At 57.8% G+C, this 15,153-nt stretch carries 17 protein-coding genes and 1 pseudogene; 9 read left to right on the top strand and 9 right to left on the bottom strand.

Going from position 1 to position 15,153, the window contains the following annotated elements; genetic code table 11:
• Positions 1 to 1,033, bottom strand: a 1,033-nt coding sequence (locus tag JF616_21630; protein MBW8890363.1) for a hypothetical protein, incomplete at its 3' end; no start/stop codon positions are given.
• A 256-nt stretch (positions 1,034 to 1,289) separates the two neighbouring features.
• On the opposite strand from JF616_21630, the gene JF616_21625 reads away from it, so the two are divergent.
• Positions 1,290 to 2,189: a TIGR02147 family protein gene (locus JF616_21625; protein ID MBW8890362.1), complete on the top strand. Its 900-nt coding sequence runs from the start codon at positions 1,290 to 1,292 to the stop codon at positions 2,187 to 2,189.
• Positions 2,186 to 3,862 carry a DUF2341 domain-containing protein gene (locus JF616_21620; protein MBW8890361.1) on the top strand — a complete coding sequence of 559 codons (1,677 nt, stop codon included), beginning with the start codon at positions 2,186 to 2,188 and terminating at the stop codon, positions 3,860 to 3,862. The genes JF616_21625 and JF616_21620 overlap by 4 nt, the downstream gene beginning before the upstream one ends.
• Before the next feature lie 449 nt (positions 3,863 to 4,311).
• Here the strand turns inward: JF616_21620 and JF616_21615 are convergent, their stop codons facing one another.
• The 5 genes from JF616_21615 to JF616_21595 all read right to left on the bottom strand — a co-directional run bounded on the left by JF616_21615 (position 4,312) and on the right by JF616_21595 (position 7,387).
• Positions 4,312 to 4,731, bottom strand: coding sequence for a hypothetical protein (locus JF616_21615; GenBank protein MBW8890360.1), 420 nt, complete (start codon positions 4,729 to 4,731; stop codon positions 4,312 to 4,314).
• Positions 4,728 to 5,120 (bottom strand): hypothetical protein, encoded by a 393-nt coding sequence (locus JF616_21610; GenBank protein ID MBW8890359.1) that lies wholly within the window; start codon positions 5,118 to 5,120, stop codon positions 4,728 to 4,730. The genes JF616_21615 and JF616_21610 overlap by 4 nt, the downstream gene beginning before the upstream one ends.
• A 363-nt stretch (positions 5,121 to 5,483) precedes the next feature.
• Positions 5,484 to 5,879: a nuclear transport factor 2 family protein gene (locus tag JF616_21605; protein MBW8890358.1), complete on the bottom strand. Its 396-nt coding sequence runs from the start codon at positions 5,877 to 5,879 to the stop codon at positions 5,484 to 5,486.
• Between the two features lie 8 nt (positions 5,880 to 5,887).
• Complete coding sequence (locus JF616_21600; GenBank protein MBW8890357.1) at positions 5,888 to 6,709, bottom strand: MBL fold metallo-hydrolase; 822 nt, start codon at positions 6,707 to 6,709, stop codon at positions 5,888 to 5,890.
• Positions 6,710 to 6,805: 96 nt separating this feature from the next.
• Positions 6,806 to 7,387, bottom strand: coding sequence for a Crp/Fnr family transcriptional regulator (locus JF616_21595; GenBank protein ID MBW8890356.1), 582 nt, complete (start codon positions 7,385 to 7,387; stop codon positions 6,806 to 6,808).
• A gap of 446 nt (positions 7,388 to 7,833) precedes the next feature.
• On the opposite strand from JF616_21595, the gene JF616_21590 reads away from it, so the two are divergent.
• The 7 genes and pseudogenes from JF616_21590 to JF616_21560 all read left to right on the top strand — a co-directional run bounded on the left by JF616_21590 (position 7,834) and on the right by JF616_21560 (position 12,684).
• Positions 7,834 to 8,427 (top strand): hypothetical protein, encoded by a 594-nt coding sequence (locus tag JF616_21590; GenBank protein ID MBW8890355.1) that lies wholly within the window; start codon positions 7,834 to 7,836, stop codon positions 8,425 to 8,427.
• A 135-nt stretch (positions 8,428 to 8,562) separates the two neighbouring features.
• Entirely contained in the window at positions 8,563 to 9,390 is an 828-nt protein-coding gene (locus JF616_21585) for a carbohydrate binding domain-containing protein (GenBank protein MBW8890354.1), read from the top strand.
• Between the two features lie 36 nt (positions 9,391 to 9,426).
• Positions 9,427 to 10,368: a sigma-70 family RNA polymerase sigma factor gene (locus tag JF616_21580; protein MBW8890353.1), complete on the top strand. Its 942-nt coding sequence runs from the start codon at positions 9,427 to 9,429 to the stop codon at positions 10,366 to 10,368.
• A gap of 122 nt (positions 10,369 to 10,490) precedes the next feature.
• Positions 10,491 to 10,961 carry a DoxX family protein gene (locus JF616_21575; GenBank protein MBW8890352.1) on the top strand — a complete coding sequence of 157 codons (471 nt, stop codon included), beginning with the start codon at positions 10,491 to 10,493 and terminating at the stop codon, positions 10,959 to 10,961.
• 161 nt (positions 10,962 to 11,122) lie between these two features.
• Positions 11,123 to 11,608 carry a carboxymuconolactone decarboxylase family protein gene (locus JF616_21570; protein ID MBW8890351.1) on the top strand — a complete coding sequence of 162 codons (486 nt, stop codon included), beginning with the start codon at positions 11,123 to 11,125 and terminating at the stop codon, positions 11,606 to 11,608.
• A 73-nt stretch (positions 11,609 to 11,681) separates the two neighbouring features.
• Positions 11,682 to 12,112 (top strand): annotated as a pseudogene (locus JF616_21565) (peptide-methionine (S)-S-oxide reductase).
• A gap of 14 nt (positions 12,113 to 12,126) precedes the next feature.
• Complete coding sequence (locus JF616_21560; protein MBW8890350.1) at positions 12,127 to 12,684, top strand: chlorite dismutase family protein; 558 nt, start codon at positions 12,127 to 12,129, stop codon at positions 12,682 to 12,684.
• Positions 12,685 to 12,687: 3 nt separating this feature from the next.
• Here JF616_21560 and JF616_21555 read toward each other — a convergent pair whose 3' ends face one another.
• The 3 genes from JF616_21555 to JF616_21545 form a co-directional block, all read right to left on the bottom strand.
• Positions 12,688 to 13,677, bottom strand: coding sequence for an LLM class flavin-dependent oxidoreductase (locus JF616_21555; protein ID MBW8890349.1), 990 nt, complete (start codon positions 13,675 to 13,677; stop codon positions 12,688 to 12,690).
• A 76-nt stretch (positions 13,678 to 13,753) separates the two neighbouring features.
• Positions 13,754 to 14,494 carry a T9SS type A sorting domain-containing protein gene (locus tag JF616_21550; protein MBW8890348.1) on the bottom strand — a complete coding sequence of 247 codons (741 nt, stop codon included), beginning with the start codon at positions 14,492 to 14,494 and terminating at the stop codon, positions 13,754 to 13,756.
• A 32-nt stretch (positions 14,495 to 14,526) separates the two neighbouring features.
• Positions 14,527 to 15,153 (bottom strand): family 43 glycosylhydrolase (locus JF616_21545; protein ID MBW8890347.1); only part of this gene is annotated, 627 nt, incomplete at its 5' end.

Here is a 15,153-nt window from a genome sequence, read left to right as displayed (position 1 = left end):
AGGGACGCTCCAACAATAATACGGGGATATTCCTGCCGGAAGCACCAGGACGCAAATCGATGCGTTTGCCGTCCAGGGAAAAGAAGAACAAGTCGGTCGATGAGAAGATCCTCTGGTGGGGGTTTTTAGGATTGAGTACGATCCCCGAGGTACTCGCGGGTTTCTTTTTGGAAAGCACCCAATACGGTATCACGGGTTCGCCCCAACCTGCGTCCCATCCGGCGTTGTGATTGCCCCCTGTCACCTCGGAATAGATGTAATTCGCTCCGCCATATACCGCCCTGGTCAGGGAGTCGTAGGAGATGGCGGTAGGATTGACGCGGTTGGCCGAACTGACAAAACGCACCACAGGGTGGCCCATAGCCTCCACGGCCGTGACGATATCCCGGGTGCCGCTGACGTTCACCGTGTTATCTGCGGAGCCATGGAAAGCCCAGAAAGGAGTGCGCACTATAGTGGTCACGTTGTTGTTCCCAAAAAGCGATCCAGAACAGGGGACGGCCGCCGCGAACATCGTGGGATAGTCCCTTATGAGGTCCCAGGTGCCCATTGCGCCCGCGGAAAGACCCGCGATATAGAAACGGGTCGTGTCGAGGGAGAATTCCTTTTTCAGGGCCTGGATGATTTCTATTACGGTTAACCTTTGGTCGGAATCGGTCCACCCAATGGCCGTTTGGGGCGCAAAGATGAAATGGGGCACGCGGGCCTGCACGCTATCGGCAATCCATTGCTTAGCGACGTTGAAGACGAACTGCCTGGTGTTGTCCGTTCCCCGTTCACCGTTTCCGTGCAGGGCCGTAACGAGGGGGTAACGGATGGCCGGGTTGTAATTGGCGGGAATGAATAAACGGTAGGGTAAGGTTACGGAGGTCGTGGTGGAAGTATAGGTGCGCGCCTGGAAACGCGCGATTTCCTGCGTCGTCTGGGAAAATATCGGAATGGATATGGATCCGGCGACGAGCAGCATTTTCCCAATCGAGCTTTTAGGCAGGGCCAGAAGCGCTGCGAGTAGGAAGCAATACATCCGTTTCATATTTCTCTCCTTCTTGGGACTTGTCTCGGCCGCTGGAAGGTCCCTGAATTACACCCTAACCTACCGTTGCCCCAAGGGGCCGCAAGCGATCCCCGGCAGAAACCGTTGAACCCGTCCCATCAACGATGGAATGCCTTGGGTGTGGTATCCCGGCCTCTAGGGTGCAGAATATGAGCGTTGACTCTGGCGCCTCAACGCTTTTTGGGGAGTCGCAAGCCAAGCCGGATCGCAGCCCGTATATTTGGGACGGAATCCCATGCTGAGCATCTTCGAATACCTGAGCTATACCGCCTTCATAAAGGATTATTACGAGTTCCGCAAGCGGCAGAACGCGTTCTTCTCCTACCGGTACATGGGCCGGTTCCTGGGCATCGACCCGGGGTTCCTGGTCAAGGTGACCCAGGGAAAGGTCTCCCTCCCCGAGCGAGCCATTCCCGCCGTCGTCAAGCTCTGCAAGCTGGGAGCGGAGGAAGCCAAGTATTTCGAAGCCCTGGTCCACTACGGCCGGGCCAAGGTCCCGGCTGAAATCAAGATCCATTTCGAGAAGCTCATCGCCCTCCGGGGCATGGAAAGCCGTCCCCTCGAGATAAGCCAGTATGTTTACTACCAAAAGTGGTACCACAGCGCCATCCGCAGCCTGCTAACCTTCTACGAGTTCCGCGGGGATTATGCAGACCTGGCCTCGCGTCTGCATCCGGCCATCACCTCGGAGGAAGCCGAGGAAAGCATCCGCCTGCTGACGGACCTAGGGATCCTGCAGATGAACAAGTCCGGACGCTACGAGGTGGTGGGCCCGCCCCTCACCACCGGCGAGAAATGGCAGTCGACGGCCATAAGGAACTTCCAATTGGAAAGCCTGAACCTGGCCCGGCAGTCCCTTTGCGACGATCCCAAGGACCATCGGGACATCTCCACGGTCACCGTGGCCATCAAGTTCAGAGACCTGGAGGAGATTAAGCAGCGGATCCGCGAACTGCGCCAGTCCATCATGCATATGATGTCGGATAGCGATGATCCCGATTGCGTCTACCAAATCAATTTCCAGGCCTTTCCCCTGACCTTGGTCGGGGAGGCCTTGGTCGAGGAAAACGCCCCGGAGCAGGGAAGCGACGCGGAACCGCCCGGCGACGACCATGCCGGCGAGGATAAGGCATGAGCCACAGGCGCATGCCCCGGCCTGTCCGGTCGATCCTTTCCATCCTCGCCACGGTGTCGGCCTTATCCGCCCTATCCGCCCTCGTTTCGGGCTGCCTAGGGGGCGGAAATTCCGGTTCCGAAACCACCAATGGCCTTGCCGGCTTGGTGCGCGACGGCCAAAAACGGCCCGTGATCGGAGCCCGGGTGGTCCTCCTCGAGGAGGATCACAACGGCGCCATGCCGGAAGGATCCAAGCGCCCACCGGAAACCAGGACCGATGGCCACGGCGCCTATCGATTCCAGGATCTACGGCCCGGCACCTACAACCTCGAATTCACCGACACTGTCTCGGGCTACCGTTGCCGGGTCCCGGGAGTCCGGATCGAAATGGAGGCCATGGCCACCGTGGGTGGAGTGGTGGCGCCTACCGGCTCAATCGAGATTCCCGTGCCGGATTTCCTGGGCAATGGCAAGAGCGGCTACCTCTACATCCCCGGAGCCTCGGATTTCGCGCGGGTCGATTCGGCCGCCAGGATCCGGGGCACCGTGATCCTGGAGTCGGTCGCTCCCGGCGACTATCCCAGCCTCAACCTGGTGGTGGATGGGAATACGAAAAACCCCCTGGTCCTGGCGGAAAACCTGGAGGTGACTTCGGGCGCAAGGACCAAGCCCTCTCCCTTCCAAACCTGGACCTATGCCCGGAAAATCGAGGTGGGACCCTTCTCGTCGGGGATCGGTATTTCCGGACTGGTCACCGATTTCCCCCTGCTGGTGCGGCTTTCCTCCGCTAACTTCGACTTCAGCCAGGCCGCCCCGGACGGTAGGGATCTGCGCTTTACGGATCCCGGTGGCAAGGTCCTGGATTTCGAAATCGAGCGGTGGAGTGGGACCGAGAGCCTGGCCGCGATCTGGGTGCGCCTCGATTCCTTGCGATGGGACGCCCCCGGCCAGGAGATAACCATGCATTGGGGCAGGCCGGATGCGGTTCCCGTGTCCTCGGGAGCCAGGGTATTCCCCGCCCCCGCCTACGCGACCGTCCTCCATCTATCCGAACCGGATACCAATCAACCGGACTCATACCGCGATGCCACCGATTACGGAAACCACGCCACCGCGGACAGCGCCAATGGGACGGACAGGGTGGAAGGCGTCGCCGGATACGCCAAAGCGTTTGCCGGAGACTTGGGGAGCCTCACCGCCGCCGTGCCCCCGGGGCTGTCCGGGGACGCCAGCTTTACCATCACCCTTTGGATGAAGGCCGGGCTCGAGAAAGGCCGCTCCAATATCCTCGATTTCGGGTTGCAGAGGAAGTTCGCGGGGGTGCACCTGCTTCTGCGTGCGGATTCCATCGCCCAATTCGGGGCCTTCGATAGCGCAGGGAGCGGTGAAACCGCTCCCTGGCAGAATGTATTCGAGGCGGGGGATTATCTTGGGAAGTGGACTCACGTGGCCATGGTGTACGACTCTTCGGCGAAGAACATGTCGACCTGGATGAACGGGATTAAGGTTTCAGAGAGCGTGCTGCCGGAACCGCTCCAGGTGGACGCGGCCGCGGGGCTGCGCATCGGCAAGGCGCTCATGGGTTCGGCCCAGGAAAAGCCCTATTCCGGCCTGATGGACGAGGTGCGCTTTCATGCTTCGGTTCTCCCGGCCGCCAGACTCCGGCTCGAATACGAAACCGAGAAGCCCTGAGAGAATGGGAAGCGTCGTCAAAGCGGGCAGCTGCTCAAGCGCTTTGGCCTCGGCTGCTACAAAACCTTTCGGGTCGTGGATGTGGTGGATGACGGATACGAACATGGGATCCTCCTGTAAGTTTGCTTACACGAGTAAGGCGTTCGGTTTGGCCCGGTTGCCGTTCGTTCAGAACGAACGGGCCGGAATTAGGTGGACCAGATGACGTGGGTGCGCGGCTCGTAGCAGCAGGAGACTCCGGTCGCGATCGATTCGCCCAAGTGCGCTGCCAGCTCCGGAAGCGCGGGCGAGAGCTGGCTGATTCCGCCGTCTTTTTCTTGCTCTTGTCCTGGCTATCGGATGGGGAGTGACAACGGCTGTAATACTTCTCGCCGCCGGAAATAGACTTGGCTATATAAGTATTGGAATAATGGTGATGAGTCCACTAAATGGGATATACCATACCATGCTCAAAATAAGCCAAAAAAAATACTTTGAACCTGAAGCAGCTTGTTGTGTTTCAACTCGCGCTGTCCAGTGCCATAATCATTTATGGCCTCTTTACCGAAACGGATAAATTGATGGTTTAAGGCAATGGTAAGTTTAGCTCCTAAACTGAGCGGCTTTCCGTTATCATCCGGAATCCAGTTAGTAATCTGGCATATGTAAGGAGTCCTTTGAAAAGCAGCTGGCGTGTTTACATATTTCTGTTTATTTCGAATACCTTCGGAATTACTATTTACACTAGGCCGGGATTGGAATTGTCGTATCCATATCTTCTTAAACTTAACTTTGACAAAATAGCCGCGGCGGACTCCGAGGATTATCGTGATGAGAAAATATTCGGAGTGGCTGGAATTCATCTCGGAATATTCGGCGCAGGAATTCATGCAGGGCCGGATTTCGGGATAAGTTCATTAGACAGGATTACCTTCGAAGCTTCTTCTTCATTTTTTTGGGCAAGCTTAGATCGAGATTTGGCCCGCCAGTATATAGGCGGAGTTACGATTGGGTTGTCCCATCTAATATCAGATCGAGATGTGGTATTACCAATAATATTTAAATTGGAATTTTTAAAAAAGATCCCGTTCAGTGGTAATCCATACTTCGGTGCATCAATTGGAACTTCGATTTGAGATTCTTCTCCGTCCTTTCCAGGCAGGCAAAAACGAGCCTTGTAGTATTTATTACTCTTATTAGCCAGCAAGGCTTCGCCTGCAAGTGCGTAAGTCCTGAAAATGTGCAAGAGGCCATCCCCAAATACGATTTGGTTTTTCATGGAAATGTAACCGGGAGCCAAGTAGTTAGGGTCGAAGGATTTAATAAAAGAATCTGGTACGAAAAAATCGTGACATTTGTTCCGGATACCGTTTTCACAGGTAACGTACCAGACACAATTAATATCAAGTACCAAAGTGCGATGAATATGTGCTCTTCAAGAAAGTTAAAATTTATAATTGGCCGGTTCTATTCAATCGGCGTTGACAAGCCTAGCGTTCAGAAAATTCATACTATGGAAAACGGACAGAATTATTTCGAAACAAATGGATCTATCCAATTCGGGAAGGTATACCCCGAATTGGATGATTGCGGATTCGTTCTACCGGACTCAGGTTCAATTCATGGAAAATAATTTCATAGCCTATTCCAGAGCGGCGGCCACGATCCGGCTGTCGACGAACTGCTCGAAGCGGATGATTTTCCCGGCCTTCAGGGTCCAGAGATGGGCCACCCGGGCTTCGAAGTATTTCCCCGTCCGCTTGTAGGTGCCTTTGTAACTGCCGTAGGCGACCACCTTGTCCCCGGCGGCGACGTAATCCTCGGGTTCGAAGCGGTAGCCATCCCACTCTCCTGCCAGGCGGGCGAAGACCTTCTCCGCGATTTCCCGGAACCCGGTGTAGGTGCCGCCGTAAGGGAAGCCCGCCGCCTCCGTCCAGGTGGCCTCCGGTGCCAGGTGCCGTTCCAGGTTGCGGCCGTTCTCCTCCGAGGTCTTCCCTTCGTAGGTGCTTTTCACGATTTCCAGGTTGCTTGCCGCCATGTCACCGCCTACCAGGTCATCTCGCCCTTGGCCACCTTGGCGCCAAGCTGCAGGGCGATGGCCAGCTGAGCACCGGGGTATAGCTTCTGCATGGCGGCGATGAGAGCCCCGGATTCCTTGGCTTTGTCCGCCTCCTTCTCGAAAGCGAGGAGATACTGCTTGGAATATGCGAGGGTCTCTGCGTTCCGTTGGCCGTCACCGAGGGCATGCCCGGGCACCACGATTTCCGGCTGCAGCTTTTCCATCCCCTCCAGGATGGCGAGCCAGGCCTTGCGCTTCTCAGGAGTGCCGGCATCGGCCACCCACAGGTGCAGCCCGTCGTACACGTTTACCCCGCCTACGATAGCCTTAAGGTCCGGAATCCAGACGTAGCTGCGCTCGGGAGAGGGGCCGTCGAGCCCCTTGATTTCCAGGGTCTTCCCTTCCAGGTTCAAGGAATTGCCGAGCAGCGTTTCCGGGAAGACCACCTCCTTGGGTCCGTTCAACCCCAGCTTAGGACCCCACGTCTCAAGCTTTTTCTGGTAGGTCTTCCGGATATGGGCCAGGGTTTGCGGGGTGGCATAGATGCGGGCGTCGGGGAAGGCCTGCTTCAGCACGCCCAATCCGAAATAGTAGTCCGGATCGCCATGGCTTATATAGATGGCGGTCAGGTTCTTGCCGGATTTTAGGACCTCGGCGGCCACCTTGTGCGCGTCCGCCAGAGTGAACTGGGTGTCCACGAGGACGGCATCCTTTTCGCCGGAGACGAGGACGGAGGCCACATGAAAGCTGTTGGCATCCGCCCGATAGACCGTATAGTTCAGTTTTCCCGCATTGGCTTGCATGATCATCCCGTCCTTTTCTTGATGAGGAAAAGATACGCGCGGCCGCCTGCGGGAGGCATTGAACCAGTTCAATAAATGCGGGGCGGGCGCTAGGAGCGGGCGCTATTTTCCGGCCAGCCTACGCCGGATTTTGCTCACGAACTCGTGGGTGATGCCCAGGTAGGAGGCTATGTGCAGGTTGGTCAGGCGGCGCGCGATGTCCGGGTAGGCGGAGAGGAAATGAAGATAGCGTTCCTCCGCCGACAGGGTGTGGTTCCGGATCATCCGGCGCTGGAGAGCGACCAGGGTCTTCTGGGTCATGATCCGGAAGAGCTGCTCGACCTTGGGAACATCCGCATACAGGCGCTCCTTATCCTCTTTGCCGATGAAGAGAACCTCGCTGTCCTCGATGGCCTGGATGGAAAGTTCCGCGGGAGCGCCGTTGGTGAAGCTGTCGATGTCGGCCACCCACCAGTCGCGGGCCGCGAAATACAGGACCGCCTCCACGCCGTCGGCATTGGTCGAGAATAGGCGGAAGCACCCCTCCGTCACGAATCCTTCGAAGCGGCACACCTCGCCTTGCTTAAGGAGGAATTCCTTCCTGGCCACTTTCCGCGACCGGAAGCGGCTGCAGATGGCCTCGAGTTCGACATCCGAGAAGGCCACGTGCCTGCCGATGTTTTGCTTTAGGATCCGGAAATCCATAATGCTCCTACTGATTATCTTCTCTCTTTTTACTTTGGCACAAATCGAAGCATAGTTATGACGACTAAAATTAAACAGTTTCAACGTCCGTGGATCATTGGTCCAATCGCTTTGCTTCATTTTACTGCGACTACCGGGTTCCTATTACTTGGATTCCAATTTATGGGATCCTGTTTCGACGAGCCTTGTTCAAAGACGATGGAAATCCTATTGCAGGTTCAGAACGTGGGCGTGCAACTTTTTATTTTCCCAATTCAATTGTTACCGTCCCACACCTTACATGGACTATGGGGTTGGGCTGGCTTCGCTTTGAATTCCATTTTGTGGGCCACTGTTATTTATTTGGCTGGCCGCATTTGGATATGGCGGCGAACCCGCGGTTCGGATATAATTTGAAATTCAAACCGAAACCGGAAGTACGGTTAAACCATACCTGAAAGTAGGATATGAAGCAAACAATTTTCGGAGCGACGATAATTGCCATTGGGTTGGTCCTGGCAAGCGTGCTTGCCGCTCTAGTTTTAAAAAGCTCCTTTACGGACATCCCGAGGGACGCTCTCTCGAAATCCATAGAGAGCCTGGTTGAAAAGGACAAGAATGGGGTTTCCAAGATCGAATCAATCGGAAAAGAAGTGGCAAAGAGCTTTACTACCGGACTAGTTGGCGGATTTAGCCATATGACCGATAGTCAAATGACGGAAGCGCAACGGCATAAGAGTGAATTCATAATCAGCGAAGTAAAACCGGTTCCAAGCAGCTGGAGCCAGCAAGAAAAGGTAATCGGCTATGTAGAGAATAGATCGGATAGGAACGTATCATCCATATCCCTTCAGTTGCTCGTAAAGGATAGCAGCGGCAACTTAATCGATGTAGAGACCGCCGATGGGAAAATTGCCGGAGGTATTGTGGCCAAAAATAAAGTCGGTTTTGAAATAGTCCACGAAAACAAAACAACGAATGCCCAGAATAACCAGAACCCGGTTAACAAAAACGTTTACATGGTCAATGTGGTAGACATGAAATTTATGCATGACAAATAATGGGGAAAAGCCCTCGCCCGGCTTAGCGAGCCTAACAGCCGGTTGCAGTGGATGGCGCCCCTCCAAACTTAGGGTCGATGCGACGTCGAAGTCGAATTATATTTCCTCCGCGAGAATTTTAAAGCGAGGTGGAAAATGCATCGAACCCGTATCTCCCCGATTGCCTTGTTGCCCTTGCTGCTCTATTGCGCCGCAGCGGTCCAGGCGCAAAACCTGCTTTCCAATCCCGGTTTCGAAAACGCCAACCCCGGCGACTACTGGCAATTGTGGAAGGCGGATACGACGACGGCGGCGACGTACGATGCCGTCCTTACTTTCCCCGCTACCGGGGCCCACGAAGGGACCCGGTACGCCCAGGTCGAGGTCAAAGCGGCTGCGCCGGAAAACTGGCATATCCAGCTGCAACTCCCTCCGGATTGGGTGGCCGATAGCGGGGCCAGTTACGAATTGAAATTCTGGGCCCGCAGCGACTCTTCCACGAGCATCCACCTGGGGATCCAGGACGGACCGGACAACAACTATACCTATCGCTCCGGCCAGGATTTCTCCCTGTCTCCCGAATGGACGGAGCAGACTCTCGCCTATACTTCCGACCGGCAGGGGAATGGCGCCTTGCGTTTCAATCTGTACCTGGGAGCGCACCAGGACACCTATGGGTTCGATAGCTTCAGCTTGGAAAAGCAGGTCGTGGGAATCCGCGGGGACGGGGCCGGGAGCCAGGCTTTCCGGATCGGGCAGGGCTCGGGAAACCTCGTCCTCTCTTTAGGCGGGGGCGTTTCCGAGGATTGGAAGGCGGAGCTTTTGGACCTTCGCGGGATGACCCTTGCGACGGCCGCCGGGCGGGCGGGGCGCGCGTTGACCCTGGCCCAGCCCAGGGATCCGGGCATCTACCTTGTCCGGGCGGCCACGTCCACGCGTTCCTGGGTTCGCAAGGTTTTCCTCGGGAAAAATTCCGGGTCCTAACCAGCGTCGATCCGGGTTATTTTTAAATCCGGTCCTATGCCGATCGACGCCCAGCAATTCGAAACGCACCGCTCCGCCCTCACGGGCCATTGTTACCGGATGCTGGGCTCGGGCCTGGACGCCAAGGACGCGGTGCAGGAAACCTTGGTCCGCGCCTGGCGCGCGGCCGACCGCTTCGACGGGCGCTCCTCCCTCGGCACCTGGCTCTACCGCATCGCGACCAATGTCTGCCTCGATGCCTTGGCGGAACGATCTCGTCGGCATCGCCCCGTCGAGCTCGGCCCTCGCGGAACGGCCGACGATCCCCTGGAAGAACGCCCCCGGGAGCAATGGCTCGAGCCCATTCCGGACGCGCTGGCCGTGCCGGAGCATGAGGATCCGGCCCAGCGGCTGCTCCTGCGCGAAAGCATCCGCCTCGCTTTCGTGGCGGCCCTGCAGCACCTGCCCCCCAAACAGCGGGCGGCCCTGCTCCTGACCGAGGTCCTGAGCTGGTCGGCCGCGGAGGTTGCCGAAACCCTCGACACTTCCGTCGCTTCCATCAATAGCGCGTTGCAGCGCGCCCGCTCCACCCTTTCCAGCCGCGATCTGGGCCGGCCCCAGGCCGCCCTCACCCAGGCCCAGCGCTCTAGGGTCGAGAATTACGTGGCGGCATTCGAGCGCTACGATGTGGCCGCGCTGACCGGCTTGCTCGCCGATGACGCGGTGATGTCCATGCCGCCCTACACGCTCTGGCTCCAAGGCCCCGAGTCCATCGGCGCCTGGCTCCTCGGCCGAGGCTCGGTATGCCGCGGCTCCAAACTGGTTCCCGCCCCGGCTTGCGGTTCGCCCGCCTTCGGGCAGTACCATGATCAGGGCCGGACGCCTTGGGCGCTCATCCTTCTGGAGATGTCCGGCGATCGCATCGCATCGATCACCTCCTTCCTCGATACCGGAACCCTGTTCCCTCTCTTCGGCCTGCCGCCCCGGCTCTCGCCTTAACGGGCACCCCTTCGTTTTCCCGATTCCACGGATTTTCGGCCGATGAATACTTTTTCCGGCGCTACCGATGATTTCGCCCCGGTCGGGCAGTCCAAAGGACAGAACCCAACCAGGAGGCCGTTATGGCAATCATCAGCACGGATACCAAGTCTTACTCCCACGCCCCTTCCTTGACCGTCCGCTCCGCCCGCGGGAACCGCAAAGCCCTCTGGGCCGGCCGGATCGTCAGCGGGCTGGCCGCCGCCTTCATGGCTATGGACGGCATGGTCAAGGTCCTCCAATTGCCCGTCGCGGTGGAAGGCACCATCAAGCTCGGGTATCCGCCCGGCATCGTCCTCCGGCTCGGCCTCATCCAGGTCGCCATGCTGGCCCTGTACCTGATCCCGCGGACCGCGGTATTGGGAGCGATCCTCTGGACCGGTTACCTGGGCGGGGCCATCGCCACCCATGTGCGGCTCGGCAATCCGCTTTTCACCCACGTGCTCTCCCCCACCTACGTGGCCGCCTTCCTCTGGTGCGGGCTGTGGCTGCGCGATCCCCGCCTGCGCGCCATCCTGCCCTTCGTAAGCGCAAAGCCGGATACGGTCGGCTAAGCAAAGCTTGGTAAAGGCTGGGAACGGGATCCATCCGGTTCCGGCCGTAGAAATTCACGAGTCGGCATGTCTAAATCCGGACTTCCCGTTCGACAATGGAGCACGGGCCGGAACCCGCCCCCGCCACTCTATAACCCGAAACGGAGCACGAAATGTCCGACATGCCCTCCCGCATTCCCAACCCCGCCCTGAGCGTCGCGGGCGTCCTGCCCGCCCTCCAGGCCCTGGCCACCGCCGCCCGTAACGCCGGCCTCCCCATGAAAACCATCTACCTGATGCATCTGAGGGCCAGCCAGATCAACGGCTGCGGCTTTTGCGTCAACATGCATTCCCATGAGCTCCGGGAAATCGGGGAAACCGACGACCGCCTCTTCGGCGTGGCCGCCTGGAGGGAATCGACCTTCTTCACGCCGGCCGAGCGCGCCGCCCTGGACTTGACCGAAGCCGCCACGCGCATGAGCGATCGCAGCGATCCGGTGCCGGACGAAGTATGGAACGAAGCGGCCCGCCACTATGACGTACCGGCCCTCTCGGTGCTGGTGGTGCAGATCTCCCTCATCAACCTGTGGAACCGCATCAACGTAACCGTCAAAAGGGTGGTGGGAGAGGGCACGCGCTGGATTGACTTCCAGTCCCGTCGCGCCTAGGAAAAGCGCCCGCTATCGGAAACGGCTTCCTATTTTAATTAAGCTGTTATCCGAACCAGGCGGAGGATGTCCAATGACGGGGGAACGCGCGATACTTGCCGGCGGTTGTTTCTGGGGAATGCAGGACCTCATTCGCCGGATGGAGGGCGTCCTGTCGACAAGGGTGGGATATACCGGCGGCACGGTCTCCCATGCCACTTCCAAATCCATGACCCGAGCACGCGCAATCGCCAGGGCAACGATGTCGGCACCAGCTATCGCTCGGCGATCTTCTATACCAGCGATGAACAGAGGCGGATCGCCGAAGACACGATCGCCGACGTCGATGCTTCCGGTCTGTGGCCAGGCAAGGTCGTAACCGAAGTCGTTCCGGCTGGCGACTTCTGGGAAGCCGAACCCGAGCATCAGGATTATCTCCAACGAATTCCCGGCGGTTACACCTGCCATTTCGCGCGGCCGAACTGGAAGCTTCCCGTTCGCGCGGACAAGCCCCGCGCGGCCTGACAAGGAAGCGATACATGAATACGCGTTTGTTTTCGTTCCTGGGCGGCGATGCGGGGGTTTGGAAAACCATCCGGATGGAAACCCTCATAGGCCTCCCCATTCCCCACGTGCCCAGGTTGGACGTGGTTTCCGGTCCGGTCATCCAAGAGCCCCCGGGAACCGGATGGCTCCTCCGCGGGATCACGAGCAACGAGCGTTATGTCCATCGTGGTGAGAAAGAAGACCTGCTGGCCAAGCAGCCCGGTCTCGGACGCCCCGAAGCGACATCCGCCTCTCTCATTCCCATCCGGAAATCCGCTGCCTGGTGGGCGCTTACCCAGGATGAAAGACGGAAAATATTCGAAGAGCAATCCAATCATATCCGGATCGGGATGCGGTATCTTCCCGCCATAGCGCGGCGCTTGCATCATTGCCGGGATTTGGGGGAAGACGAGCCTTTCGATTTTCTGACTTGGTTCGAATACGCGCCTTCGGAAGAAGGGGCTTTCGAGAACCTTCTGGCCGAACTGCGGACGTCTCCGGAGTGGAAGTACGTGGACAGGGAGATTGACCTTCGCCTGACTCGCGGATGACGGTTAGGCCAGGTCCCGCGCGACCTCGGCCAGGATCTCATAGGACCGCACCCGCGCGGCATGATCGAAAAGATGCGACGCCACCATCAACTCATCCGGCCCGACATCGGCCAGGAGGCCCTTCAGCCCGGCCCGCACCGTGGCAGGCGATCCCACCAGGGAATAGCGTAACATCCCCGATACGGCCTCTTTCTCTTGCGGGGTCCAATAGGTTTCGATATCGTCGATAGGCCGGGGGAAAGGTCCCCGCGTGTCCCGGAAGATATTGAGGAAGGCCTGCTGGATGGAGGTGAAGAGCCGCCGGGCCTCGGCGTCGGTTTCCGCGGCAACGACGTTAATGCCCACCATGGCATGGGGCCGGGGGTTCTTCGGGCTGGGCTGGTAACTACCGCGATAGACACGGAGCGCCTGCGGCAGGGAGTCCGGCGCGAAATGCGAGGCGAAGGCGTAAGGGAGACCCAAGGTGGCCGCCAGCTGGGCGCCATAGAGGCTGGACCCGAGAATCCATAGGGGCACGTCCGTTCCCGCGCCCGGAACGGCGCGCACGGTTTGGCCCGGCTGCACGGGGCCCAGGAGCGTGCGCAATTCCATGACGTCTTCCGGGAAATTGTTGGCATGGGCCGGCGAGCGGCGCAAGGCCCGCAAGGTCTTGAGGTCGGTGCCGGGCGCGCGTCCCAGCCCCAAGTCGATGCGTCCCGGGTAGAGCGACTCCAGGGTGCCGAACTGCTCCGCGATGACCATAGGCGAATGGTTCGGGAGCATGATGCCCCCGGACCCGACCCGGATACTCGCGGTACCCCCTGCCAGATGGCCGATGACGACGGAGGTGGCGGCGCTGGCGATGCCGGCCATGTTATGGTGCTCTGCGACCCAATAACGGCGGTACCCCAGGCGCTCCGCCTGCCGGGCCAGGTCCAGGCTCTCCGCCAAAGCCTCCCGTGGGGTGGCGCCCTCTTTGACCGGGACCAGATCGAGGATGGAGAGAGGAATCATATCCTAATAGGATAGTCAGAACGGTTCGCGGAGGCACGCCTGGCGATTCTCCCCTGCTGTCTCGCTGTTAATGCCTTTACCGGCCTATGGTAATTTTCTGAACGCTTGAATTTTTATCCGTACTCACCTTTAACAGATAGTTTCCGCTTTCAAACCGACCTACCGGCAGATTGTATTGGCCTGCATCGAATCCCATAACCGATTGTTTTAATACCATTTTTCCACCGACGGTATACATTTCCAAACGGATAGCCTCGCCATTCCATCCAGTAGGTTGAAATCGATAAGTTGCGGGATCGAAAGAAATCCCACGATCCATTCGGCCAGGATTCTCATTTACTCCCACGGGATTCGAATTAACCAGGGAAAAATCATCCATGGAGCAAGTGCCGCTTCCCGTATTGGAAGCGCTCACGATGGCCTTCCCGGTTGAAATCTTGATATTCGGTATGCTTATCTCCGTCCAGCTGCCTGCATTGGAGGATTTGCTCATGTCGGAACCGCCGAATCCGGATATGGAAATTTGGCAAGTACCGCCACTGCTCCGAACCCAAGATTTCATTTCATAGGTACCTGCTGGGATGCCGGCAATAGTCGGGTTTTCGGGTATTCTCTGGGTCGCCTTTGCGCCTGAAGCCAGGCCTAAGCAGAAATTTCCCGCCCCGTGAGGACTATCAGAATTCGCGGCAGTACCTTCCCAGCCTACCGCATGAGCCACCTGAACCCGGTCGGCTTCGAAAGAGGGGTTTAATATGTAGTTGTTGCCGGGGCCTATCTTCCAGGTTCCGGTGACGGCGTCAATCGACCACTGGGACAAGGAGTTGAATATGACGTTATCTCCATCGATGGTCAGCGATCACCACAGTAGATAACGGTTGTATCTACCGTACCGTTGACGGTTATGAAAAATCCGGATTGGGTAACATGGGAGTAATCAAGATCCGTGTTGGCCATGATCTTTTCCGTCCCATAGGTCCCTAAAATTTTGTCGGAGGATATGTAATAGGTATGGGAGGAATTCCATCCATGCAAATCGCTGGAAGCGGCGAAGTATCTGCCCTTGTAATCGAACATGCAGTTCCCTTCCCGACTGGCGCCATTGAATATCTCGACCGTCCGTTCACAGGCCAAATAATCGGATGCGCGAATCGGAATCACGTACACATGACTGCGTCCGCTTCTGCTTGAGCAACTGATATAGGGCTTTCCGTCACCATCAATGAAAGTGGTTGCATCCCCGGTACCGCCGTTGACCATAGGTTGCGGAGTCTCTACATGGTCCTTAATAAATGGACCGGTCGGTTTATCGGCGGTTGCGAATAGGACATCATTGCCTGCCTGGGCGATAAGGACGTATTTTTTCGTGTTTTTGTTGTAAGCGACATTAGGGCCGCAGAACCAGCCCGTGTCCTTAAATACGGCGCCTTCGAATTTCCAATTAACCAGGTCTTTTGACGAGTAGCATGTTGCTGCGCC

Source organism: Fibrobacterota bacterium (assembly GCA_019509785.1).
Taxonomy (GTDB): Bacteria; Fibrobacterota; Fibrobacteria; order UBA11236; family UBA11236; genus Chersky-265.
The sequence above is the reverse complement of the archived record's forward strand: the minus strand, read 5'-3'. Positions and strand labels throughout refer to the sequence as shown.